At 58.0% G+C, this 8,533-nt stretch carries 7 protein-coding genes; 4 read left to right on the top strand and 3 right to left on the bottom strand.

Annotated features, from left to right (window positions below):
• Positions 1-73: 73 nt before the first annotated feature.
• Together AAEZ03_RS25200 and AAEZ03_RS25195 are read right to left on the bottom strand one after the other, a co-directional pair.
• Positions 74-1,210, bottom strand: coding sequence for a catalase family protein (locus AAEZ03_RS25200; RefSeq protein WP_350582361.1), 1,137 nt, complete (start codon positions 1,208-1,210; stop codon positions 74-76).
• A 19-nt stretch (positions 1,211-1,229) separates the two neighbouring features.
• Positions 1,230-3,044: a di-heme-cytochrome C peroxidase gene (locus AAEZ03_RS25195; RefSeq protein WP_350582358.1), complete on the bottom strand. Its 1,815-nt coding sequence runs from the start codon at positions 3,042-3,044 to the stop codon at positions 1,230-1,232.
• Between the two features lie 267 nt (positions 3,045-3,311).
• Between AAEZ03_RS25195 and bamJ the strand changes: the two genes are divergently transcribed.
• The 3 genes from bamJ to AAEZ03_RS25180 all read left to right on the top strand — a co-directional run bounded on the left by bamJ (position 3,312) and on the right by AAEZ03_RS25180 (position 5,160).
• Positions 3,312-4,031, top strand: a complete 720-nt coding sequence (gene bamJ / locus AAEZ03_RS25190; protein WP_048368617.1) for a BamJ family beta-barrel-assembly machinery protein — start codon at positions 3,312-3,314, stop codon at positions 4,029-4,031.
• A 413-nt stretch (positions 4,032-4,444) separates the two neighbouring features.
• The gene (locus AAEZ03_RS25185; RefSeq protein ID WP_350582355.1) at positions 4,445-4,795 is read left to right on the top strand and encodes a helix-turn-helix domain-containing protein; all 351 of its coding nucleotides are present in this window, start codon (positions 4,445-4,447) and stop codon (positions 4,793-4,795) included.
• A complete protein-coding gene (locus tag AAEZ03_RS25180; RefSeq protein ID WP_048368615.1) occupies positions 4,792-5,160 on the top strand; it encodes a hypothetical protein in 369 nt (122 codons plus the stop codon). The genes AAEZ03_RS25185 and AAEZ03_RS25180 overlap by 4 nt, the downstream gene beginning before the upstream one ends.
• 116 nt (positions 5,161-5,276) lie before the next feature.
• On the opposite strand, the gene AAEZ03_RS25175 is transcribed toward AAEZ03_RS25180, so the two are convergent.
• On the bottom strand, positions 5,277-7,358 hold the full coding sequence (locus AAEZ03_RS25175; RefSeq protein ID WP_350582351.1) for a carboxy terminal-processing peptidase: 2,082 nt from the start codon (positions 7,356-7,358) through the stop codon (positions 5,277-5,279).
• 138 nt (positions 7,359-7,496) lie between these two features.
• Between AAEZ03_RS25175 and AAEZ03_RS25170 the strand changes: the two genes are divergently transcribed.
• Entirely contained in the window at positions 7,497-8,459 is a 963-nt protein-coding gene (locus AAEZ03_RS25170) for a zinc-binding dehydrogenase (protein ID WP_282363854.1), read from the top strand.
• The last annotated feature ends 74 nt before the right edge of the window (positions 8,460-8,533 follow it).

The raw sequence follows: 8,533 nt of genomic DNA, 5'->3' as shown, positions 1-8,533 counted from the left end.
GAGCTTGCTCGCGATCTTTTGATCTTTAAAAGATCGCGAGCAAGCTCGCTCCTACAGTGTGTGGCGGGACGCGTTATTGCTCGGCGTTACGGCTGTGGCGATACTCGCTGACCGAGTCATACACGGCTTTGCGCAGGCGATTGATACCGCCAATCGGCCGGTGTTGTTCAATGCCGTGCCATGGGCTGAATGACAGGTTGTCACATGCCAGATTCTGGCTCGGGGTGTCGAAGTCTTGCGGCTCTACGGTGATGCGCGCCACGGTTTCGAATGGCGCATCAGACTCCTTCCATTCAACACTGGTGTCTTCAATCGGCATGTAGCGGTTGGCATCCTGACGCTGAATCTGCAACACAAAACAGGCCGGCGTGCGATCTGTGCTGAGTTGCTGAGTCAACGCGCTGCGCAAGAAGTTCGGCAGGTCCTGATTCTGTTTGGGCAGGCTGTACGCCGGGCAGTTGTCTGCGTCCGGCGCCACTCTGAATTTGGCATTGGCCGTCCCGAACTTGTAAGGCGACACCGAGTAGTAGGTGGTTTGTGTCGGGCTGGCGGGTGCGGGGGCCAAGGTGGCCAAGGCAATAAACAAGTGCCGCACTTGCCAGCTGCGCGGGTCCCAGGACGGAAAAAACGCCAGCACTTTTTTGCCGTCGGCCTGGGCCGCGATGTTCTGACGATACTCCGCCACATCGCTGACAAAGAAGTTGGGGTGGTTGAACATCACAAAATCCTGTTCACCACGCCCTTGCTGGCTGGGCAACAGCTGCGTGCCCGGCACGTCCTGCAACTTGATCGCCATGCCGCGCGCGTCGCGGATGCTGTCAAATTGCGGGTAGGCATTACCGTTGGACAGGCGCATCACGGCTTGCCAGGTTTTGCCCGGCGCCGCAAACACGCCTTGGCGCAAGGCCGGGTCGAGATCATCGAGCACCTTGACCTCGGCTTTGACGCAGCCGTGCGCCTTGGCGTGGGCATCGCGCAGGTAGCGCGTATTCTCGCGATGCTGGTCGACGATTTTAATCGCCGTCTGGATCGTGTCTTGAGTCATCGCGGCTTCACCGGCCGGGATCTGCTCCTGGGCTGATACGGGACCGCGGTACTTCCAGGCATACCAGCCTGTTGTCAGCGCCCAGCCCAACAGCCCCAGCACGATCAGGGCGAGCAATAGCTTGCCCAGCCAGGTGCCGAGTCGAAGCCATAAAGTGGTCAGCATGCAAACATCCTTTTAATCGTTATTCGTTGGGCAACTGTTGTTCGAGCGGGCCGCCGAGCACTTTCAGGTACTCGATCAAGGCCCAGCGCTCTTCAGGTTGCAGCAGGCGACCAATCACGCCATTGCCCTGTGGCCCGGCCCGGAATTCGTGACCGCTGTTGTGGTTGCCACTGATGCGGGTATCCAGCACAAAGCCGCCATCAAAGGCGTCTGTGCGGTAGCCCAAATGGCGCGGGTCGTACTCAAAATTGCCGCGGTAGAAGGTTTGCGCACGTTCTGACTGCGGCGAAAGCAATTGATACACCGTCGGCACAGAACCGTTGTGCAGGTAGGGCGCAGTGGCCCAGATGCCATCCAGCGGGCGAGCCTTGTAGGCGCGCAACTCCAGTACGCCAATCGGCAGGCCAAAGCCGTTGAGGCGTGCTTGCTCTTGCGGGCTGACAGCGGCGTTCTGGTAGGCGCGCTTTTCAACAAAGGCGGTGACATACGCCAGGCCCTTGGCGACGGACAACTGATGCATGTCCAGCGGCTGCTCGCTCTTGGGGAGGAGGTTGACGTTCATGCTGGCCAGCTCGGCCGGGTCCCACTGCAGGGCGCTGAGGTCATAGCGATTGTCTGCGATGTTGGTGGCGGTATTAGGATCGGTACCGATCACCTCGACCGGCAGCATTTTAAGTTGCTTGACCAGACGGCCGTTTTCTTCAACCACAGCCGGCACGTGGCAACCCGCGCAATTCTCGGTAAAAAGACGGCGGCCTTTGGCGGCCAGCGGGCGGTCGATTTTGCCGAACAGGTCTTCGGGCCAAACGGGTGGCTTGAGTCGTTGCAGGGTTTCTTCAATCAGGTGCAAGTCGTTGACCCGCACGCTGGACGGGTAGCGCTGGTCGCCTTGCAACGGCTGACCGTGGCTGTCGAAGAAGTTCAGGGTTGCGCCGACGCCCAAGGCTTCACCGATATTGCGTGCCATGGGCTGTTGGGCCGATCCATTCCATTGCACCCAGTCGAACGTCCACATGTCCCACAGGTGCGGGTAGTCTACCGGTGCATTGGCCACTCGATAGTTGTCGGGCGAGATCGCGTCGCCGAAGCTGGCATTGGCTATCCGGCCAAAGGCATCGGTGCGCCCCGGGCCTTCGAGCGTCGGGTAAAGACCGCGATGGGTGTCGTTCCAGGCAACGGCCAGAAAGGTGTCCAGCGAGGCCTTGAAGTCCTTGCGCAGTTGCTTGTGCCCGGCGTCATAGTTGTCGCCCAGCACCGTGCGGGCAAAGCGCTCAAACTTCCAGGGGTTGTAATAAGTGGCTGCCAGGCTGGCGACCAGCGCCTGGCCAAAGCTGCCGCCGCGCAGGGTCGGTACGCTGGAAGGCAGCACGTGTTGCGCCGGGCCACCGTCAATGCGCAGCGCCTGGCCTTTGTAACGCAGCTCGCCGGTGTGGCAGGCCGCACAGGTGATGTCCAGGTACTCAACGGGGCTGCCGGGGTTCTGATGGCGGGTGAAGCCAACAGGCAAGTTGGCCGGGTTGGCGGCGTTGGCTTGCTGTTGCGGGTCGACCAAAAAGCCAAACCGCGCCAAATACTCAGGCGCAGCGAAGCGTTGTGTCGAGAAGGGCAGCTCAAGGGCACTGAACCAATCGTAATGCAGGCCTTTCACTTGGGTGCCTTGGGGCGTGTAGTAATAAAGTTGCCGATCCGCCTCGCTCCATTGGTCTTGGTAGTGCACGTGCTGCGGCGCGGTGTAAGCAGGCAGTTTTGGGTTGGCGATGAAGTAGACAACCACACACAGCCCTAGCAACAAGGCCACGCCAAGCCCTGACAGCACACGGTAAAACAATCGCAAAATAACGCTCCTTGTAGGAATTTTTTCAGTCTTATGCCTGAGCGAGCGGCTAGCATCAAGTGGCTATCGGTTTGATCGGGGAGGGGAGGGACAGGTTTGACAGCGTGCTTGAAGTGTTAGCAAAAGTTGCGGTAATTATGAATTGTGATTTAGACGTGAACTTATCCGCGAATTGCCTCTCTCATGCCGGTAGCCATTGGTTGCGGCCGCCTGATAAGCTCGCGGCTTTATTCGATTGCCCATTTGGCGCATGAACAAGGAAATAGCATGAAACAGCATCGGTTGGCGGCAGCTGTGGCTCTGGTAAGCCTGGTACTGGCGGGTTGCGACTCGCAGACCAGCGTAGAGCTGAAAACCCCGGCACAAAAAGCCTCTTATGGCATTGGCCTGAACATGGGTAAAAGCCTGGCTCAAGAAGGCATGGATGATCTGGATTCCAAAGCCGTAGCCTTGGGCATCGAAGATGCCGTCGGCAAGAAAGAGCAAAAGCTTAAGGATGACGAACTGATCGAAGCGTTCGCCGCCCTGCAAAAACGCGCTGAAGAGCGTCTGGCCAAGATGAGCGACGAAGCCTCTGCCGCCGGTAAAAAATTCCTCGAAGAAAACGGCAAGAAAGCGGGTGTTGTCACCACCGCTTCTGGCCTGCAGTACGAAGTCATCAAAAAGGCCGATGGCCCACAGCCCAAGCCAACTGACGTCGTGACCGTTCACTACGAAGGCAAGCTGATTGACGGCAAGGTTTTCGACAGCTCGATCGAGCGCGGTAGCCCGATTGACCTGCCAGTCAGCGGCGTGATCCCGGGTTGGGTTGAAGGCCTGCAACTGATGCATGTGGGTGAGAAGTACAAGCTGTACATCCCTAGCGAACTGGCTTACGGCGCACAAAGCCCGAGCCCGGCGATTCCGGCCAACTCGGTGCTGGTATTCGACCTGGAACTGCTGGGCATCAAAGACCCTGCCAAACCAGAGGCCGATGCTGCCAAGTAAGCAGCCTCTGTTTTCAAACAACGCCCCGTCCTGACGGGGCGTTGTCGTATCTGGGCCTGGCCCGGCTGTTTATCCCCCCCCCCGACCAGCGGTTATTTGTCGCATCTGTTCTGGTGGCTAGTAGTTGCTGACCAGCAAGTCAATGAATTTATGGGTTTTTTTATGTGTGTAAAAAATGCCCGATCTAAGCGCAGCCCTTATAGAACGTGGCTTTCAGAGCGAAAAATCTGCTCTGTTCACAAGGTTATCCACAATTTGTGTGGATAACATTTCGCGTTTATCGGGTTTATTCCTGCGGCGAAGGTGAACACGAGCAAGAAGATCAAAAACCCCAGAGACCTCAGCGGCTGTTAGGATTAAGCTTCTAAGGAAAATTCCGACTTGATCTGTCTAAAAATCTGACGGGGTTAGCAATGGATCTTCAAATCATCAAGCGCAATGGAGAACCCGAATATGCGGTTCTTTCGTGGCAGAGCTACCTGGCGCTACTCAAGGCTGCGGGTATCGATGCTCCGGTAGCGTCAGCACTCATCCCTGATACTGAACGACAGCCGCCTGAGCCTGTACAGGCGCTGCCAGGGCTCGATCAACTGCGTGGTCTGCGCGAGGGCAAGGGTTTGGCCCTGGAGGTGCTGGCACGCACGGTAGGCATTAGCCCGTCGTACCTGGGAATGATCGAAACCGGTGAACGTCTGCCGGATCTTGCCATTCGCCGCAGCCTGGCTTGGGAGCTGGGCGTTGCGGGCTGGAGGGAAGCCTCATGAACGTGCGCATCAGTCGTCAACACTGGGATGGGTTACTGGCTGAGCTTGATCAGGCGCGTCGACAGCGCCATTTAGTGACATACCGGGCATTGCTGGAGCGTTTGCAGTTGCCCAGCCCGGCCATGTTGACCCTCACCTCCGCGCTGGAGCATCTGGCGGCGATGGATGTGAAGGCCGAGCAGCCGCTACGCAGTTCGCTGGTGATTAGCCAAGGGGCGAGCCGTCTGCCCCGCACCGGTTTTTTTGAATGCGTGGGGCGCCTTGGGCGTTTTGCCGGGCCGCCGGATGGCGTCGCGGCAGCCTCCTGGCACGCCTCGGAAGTGGTTCGGGTGTTTGAACACAGTTACGAACACGAAGAAGCGTAAAGACAAAAAGGGCGGGCCGCATGATGCGGCCCGCCCTTTTTTACACCAAAACCCCGTAGGAGCGAGCTTGCCTCGCAATCTTTTAAACGTGCAAAAGATCGCGAGACACGTGAAGGTTACTTCTTCGCTGCCTGTGGGTTGAGCTTGAGGTAGTCCAGCAGGACGCGCCCGGTTTCACTCAGATAAGCGTCGTCTTCTGGCTTGGTCTTTTCAGGCTCCACCGGCAAGGCGTCTTCGTCTTCTTTCTTCATTTCCTTGAGCGGTGCTTCGCCTTTGGCCTTGCGGCGGGCGTTTTCCATCACCAACTGCTGGGCATCGATATCGGCGTGTTGTGCGCGACGGTCGGCCTCGTTCAGGCTCACGGTTTTCTCGGCCATCAGTTTGTCGGCCAGGGCCAGCTTGTCGCGGATAAAGATGAACTCGGCATCTTTAGCCACACGCGCATCGTGATCCGCTTTCAGTTGCGCAATGAACGGCTTGAACGGGTCAGCTGCAGGCTTGATCGCAGGGCGGATGGTGTCCCACGGCATGGCCTCAGGCAGTGCACTTTCACCGATTTCCTTGGTGTCGATAATCGACGGGAAGGCGACGTCAGGCAGTACGCCCTGATGCTGGGTGCTCTGCCCGGAAACCCGGTAGAACTTGGCCAGTGTCAGTTTCAGTTCGCCGTGGTTCAGCGGCTGAATGGTTTGCACCGTGCCCTTGCCGAACGTTTGGCCGCCGATAATCAGCGCGCGGTGGTAATCCTGCATGGCCCCGGCAAAAATCTCCGACGCCGATGCCGACAAGCGATTGACCAGCAGCGCCATCGGGCCTTTGTAGAACGCCCCCGGGTTTTCGTCTTCAAGCACGTCGACTTTACCGTCAGCGTTGCGCACCAGAACCGTCGGGCCCTTGTCGATAAACAGGCTGGTCAGCTCGGTCGCTTCCTGCAACGAACCGCCACCGTTGTTGCGCAGGTCGATAATCACGCCATCGACTTTTTCATTCTGCAACTCGGTCAGCAGCTTTTTAACGTCGCGGGTCGTGCTCTTGTAGTTCGGGTCACCGGCACGGTAGGCCTTGAAGTCCAGGTAGAACGCCGGGATCTCAATCACGCCCAGTTTGTAGTCTTTGCCATCCTGCTTGAGGTTGAGGATCGACTTTTTCGCCGCCTGCTCTTCAAGCTTCACCGCTTCACGGGTGATGGAGACAATCTTGCTGGTCTGGTCGTTAGGCGCATTGCTCGCCGGAATCACTTCCAGGCGCACCACAGAGCCTTTAGGGCCACGGATCAACTTGACCACTTCGTCCAGGCGCCAGCCGATCACGTCGACCATCTCTTTGTCGCCCTGGGCAACGCCGATGATCTTGTCAGCCGGAGCAACTTGCTTGGTCTTGTCAGCGGGGCCCGCCGGCACCAGGCGCACGATCTTCACCTGGTCGTTATCGCTCTGCAACACGGCGCCGATGCCTTCCAGCGACAGGCTCATGTTGATGTCGAAGTTTTCCGCGTTATCTGGCGACAGATAGTTGGTGTGCGGGTCGTAAGACATGGCGAAGGTGTTGATGTACGCCTGGAAGATGTCTTCGCTGCGAGTCTGATCAAGACGGCTCAACTGGTTCTTGTAGCGCTTGGTCAGCAGTTCCTGAATTTTCGACGGCTCTTTGCCAGCGATTTTCAGACGCAGGACTTCGTCCTTGAGACGTTTGCGCCACAGATCGTTGAGTTCGGCTTCGGTCTTGAGCCACGGAGCGTCCTTGCGGTCGATCTGCAGGGTCTCTTTGGTGGTGAAGTCGAACGAGTCCACGCCTTTGTTCAGTTCGCTCAGGGCGAAATCCAGGCGCGACTTGACGCGATCCAGGTAGCGCTTGTAGATGGTGAAGCCGGGATTGAGATCGCCGCTCTTTAGGAAATCGTCAAACTGGAATTTCCATTTGTCGAATTCGGCGATATCACTGGCCAGAAAGTAACTGCGCGAAGGATCGAGCAGCTTCAGGTAGCTGTCATAGATGATCGCGGAACGTGCGTCATCCAGTGGCGGCTTGCTGTAATGATGGCGTTTGAGCAGCTCAACAACGTTAAGGCTGGCAATTACCTCATCACGATCGGGCTGAAGGTTATCCCAACTGTTAGCGGCGAACGTAGTGGCCGAAAACGGCAAAACGCCTAAGCCAATGAAGAGTGCGAGAGCGGTGCTAGGGAATAAATGCTTCATGCTGAGTCGACGCGGGGGCAATTGATAACGCATATTAGGCCGTCTTTGAAGTCGCCGGTTCCGTAAGAACCGGCCGCATAATGCAAGAAGCCCGATGCAGCAGCACCGGGCTCAGTCCAGACTCACTATGGAGGCACTGTGAAAGCATTGCAAGGCGTTGAGGGACAAGTGAAGTGGGTTGAAGAACCAAGCCCACGTTGTGATGTAGGACAAATCCGAATTCGTGTGGCGGCAGCGGGCCTTAATCGCGCCGATCTTTTGCAAAGCCAGGGGTTGTATCCGCCACCGCCTGGCGCCAGCCAGATGCTGGGGCTGGAGTGCTCGGGCGTGGTCAGCGAGGTCGGGCCAGGGTCTTCCTGGCAAGTCGGAGACCGCGTGTGCGCGCTGTTGGCGGGCGGTGGCATGGCGCAAGAGGTTGTGGTTGATGGGCGCCATGCCTTGCCGGTGCCCGAAGGGTTGTCGCTGATTGAGGCGGCTGCCTTGCCCGAGGTGTACAGCACTGCATGGCTTAATCTGTTCCAATTGGCGGCCCTGAAGCCGGGCGAAAAAGTGTTGCTGCATGCCGGAGCAAGTGGAGTTGGTTCAGCCGCTATTCAGCTGTGCAAAGCCTTTGGCAGCCCGTGCTGGGTGACGGTCGGTTCGGCAGAGCGTCTGGCCTATTGTGAGGCCCTGGGTGCCCAGGGCGGCGCAGTGCGCACCGAAGGGCTGGACAGCCTCAAGGCGCTGGGGCCGTTTGACGTGGTACTCGACCCGGTGGGTGCCAACTATGTGGAGTCCAACCTCAAGTTGTTGGCACTGGACGGGCGCTGGGTGTTGATTGGCTTGATGGGTGGGCGCAAGGCCGAGCTGGATCTGGCCTTGGTGTTGGGCAAGCGCATCCAGTTGCTGGGTTCGACATTGCGCAGCCGCGGCGACCAATTCAAGGCGGATTTGCTGAGTGATCTCAATCAACAAGTGTGGCCGTTGTTTGCCGAAGGCCGTTTGAGCCCGCAGTTGGCCAAAACCTTCCCGATTGAAGAGGCCCAGGCGGCGTTTGCCGAATTGGCCAGCAATCAGGTGTCGGGCAAGTTGGTGCTGGTGATCGACGCGGACCTGGTTTAAGTCATACACACAATCTGTAGGAGCGAGCTTGCCTCGCGATCTTTTAAAAAGATCAAAAGATCGCGAGGCAAGCT

The organism is Pseudomonas sp. HY2-MNA-CIBAN-0224 (assembly GCF_040310285.1).
GTDB lineage: Bacteria > Pseudomonadota > Gammaproteobacteria > Pseudomonadales > Pseudomonadaceae > Aquipseudomonas > Aquipseudomonas helleri.
Note: the sequence above shows the minus strand (reverse complement) of the source record. Positions and strands in the feature narration are given on the sequence as shown.

What these genes read in the sequence shown, in the direction of transcription:
- AAEZ03_RS25200 (WP_350582361.1), bottom strand. Translation starts at nt 1,210, where the DNA reads ATGCTGACCACTTTATGGCTTCGACTCGGCACCTGGCTGGGCAAGCTA.
- bamJ (WP_048368617.1), top strand. Translation starts at nt 3,312, where the DNA reads ATGAAACAGCATCGGTTGGCGGCAGCTGTGGCTCTGGTAAGCCTGGTA.
- AAEZ03_RS25185 (WP_350582355.1), top strand. Translation starts at nt 4,445, where the DNA reads ATGGATCTTCAAATCATCAAGCGCAATGGAGAACCCGAATATGCGGTT.
- AAEZ03_RS25180 (WP_048368615.1), top strand. Translation starts at nt 4,792, where the DNA reads ATGAACGTGCGCATCAGTCGTCAACACTGGGATGGGTTACTGGCTGAG.
- AAEZ03_RS25175 (WP_350582351.1), bottom strand. Translation starts at nt 7,358, where the DNA reads ATGAAGCATTTATTCCCTAGCACCGCTCTCGCACTCTTCATTGGCTTA.